This window comes from Klebsiella sp. Ech2A (assembly GCF_030078455.1).
GTDB classification, from domain to species: Bacteria; Pseudomonadota; Gammaproteobacteria; order Enterobacterales; family Enterobacteriaceae; genus Klebsiella; species Klebsiella terrigena.
Genome location: NZ_JAQGFU010000389.1, coordinates 1 through 1,700, shown reverse-complemented (window position 1 = coordinate 1,700; position 1,700 = coordinate 1). Strand labels below are relative to the sequence as shown.

Here is a 1,700-nt window from a genome sequence, read left to right as displayed (position 1 = left end):
AAGGGACCGTCGTAGCCCAGCGTCTGCATCAGCTGCCGGTTATAGTGGGTCATACCCGCTTCCAGCTCGCTGAGCGCCGCGCTGTCCGCCCCTTTTTGCGCGCCGTAAATCCAGGTGGCGCCCTGTTCACCCAGCAGCGGGTTGCTGACGTCGCAGGAGGCCTGCACCTCGGCATGGCGCAGGCGCGGGTCCATTTCACTCAGGTCGATGCGCTGAATGCGCGCCAGATCCTGCCCCGCGGCGGCGGCCGGCAGCAGCGAACCGTCCGCGCACCAGAAGCGTGCGCCGAGCGCCTGGGCGAAGCCGATGCCGCCATCGTTGGTGGCGCTGCCCCCCAGCCCGATAATCAGCCGCCGGCAGCCGGCGTCCAGCGCCGCTTTCACCTGCTGGCCCAGCCCGTAGCTGCTGGCGCGGCGCGCGTCCCGCCGCGTCGCAGGGGTGAGCTCCAGCCCGCAGCTTTGCGCCATCTCGATAATCGCCTGGCCGCCGGGCAGCAGCAGCAGCGCCGCCTCGACGGGCTGGCCGTAGGGATCGCGGCAAAGGTGCCGCTGCCAGGTCGCGGCGCCGAGCTGCGGGCTTTCCGCCAGCGTCGTCAGCAATCCTTCGCCGCCGTCCGATACCGGCATTTCCACCAGCGTCAGCGGCGCGCCGACGCGGCGTAGCCCGCTGGCGACCGCGGCGCAGGCCGCCTGCGCGCTACAGCTGCCTTTGAACGAATCCAGCGCGATGACAATTTTCATGGGTTCTCCTGGTTTACTGCGCCTGGCGCGGCGTTTTATCGGTGGTCATCAGCTGCAGCAGCATGCCCAGCAGCGCGCATCCCGCCATGGTGAAGAAGGCGTATATGTAGCCCGCCGGGTTCGACCAGCCGCCGCCCAGCTGGATCAGCCAGCCCATCAACAGAGGAGAAATCCCGCCGCCGATAAACATCGCGGTGGTGATAATGCCGTTGGCGGTGGAGGTGGCGCGTTCATCGGCGGAATCCGACGCCATGGCGTAGTAGATCGGCCATACGGCGTTGGCGACCAGGCCGAAAAAGAGCTGGATGGCGATCAGCCGCGGCATATTGGTAGCGAAGTAGAACAGTGCGATGCCGATACTCATCCACAGCCCGCAGATGATCAGCGTGCGCTTGCGGCCCAGGCTGTCCGATAGCCACGGCCAGATCACCTGTCCCAGCGTGCCGGTGAGGGTAAAGACGATGCTTAAGCCGGCGGCGGAGGCCAGAGACAGGCCGGAGACGTGGTAGAGATAGGGGGGCAGGACGACGTTAATGCCCATATAGACAATCTGCGTCAGCAGCGTGTTGCCCGCGGTAAGCGAGATATTGCGGTTTCGCAAGGTGCGCAGGAAGGTCCGCATTCCTTCGCCTTTTTCGACGTGGCTGCTTTCCTGCGTTGCCGGACGCGTCATCCCCTGCTGTTCGATATGCTGGTAAAGGGTATTGATACGATCGGCGGTGGAATACTTCGCCCAGAAGATCATCAGCGGGATAGCGACAATCAGCGCCAGCAGGAAGCAGTAGCGCCAGCTGCCTTCGCCGAAGGTGGTCAGCACCAGGCTGGCGACTACTCCGCTCAGCAGCGCGCCGATCGGATAGCCGGTATGGTGGACCCCCAGCGCGAAGCCGCGTTTCTCTTTCGGCCACCATTCGGCGGTATTGCTGACGCCGACCGGTTCGCCCCAGCCCGCCCCGAGGT

The 1,700-nt window shown here is 65.5% G+C and carries 2 protein-coding genes; both read right to left on the bottom strand.

Annotation, left to right across the window (positions count from 1 at the left end):
* On the bottom strand, window positions 1-740 hold a 740-nt coding region (locus PFH44_RS27300; RefSeq protein WP_283826793.1), incomplete at its 3' end, for a glycerate kinase.
* A 13-nt stretch (window positions 741-753) separates the two neighbouring features.
* Window positions 754-1,700 (bottom strand): MFS transporter (locus tag PFH44_RS27295; protein WP_283826792.1); only part of this gene is annotated, 947 nt, incomplete at its 5' end.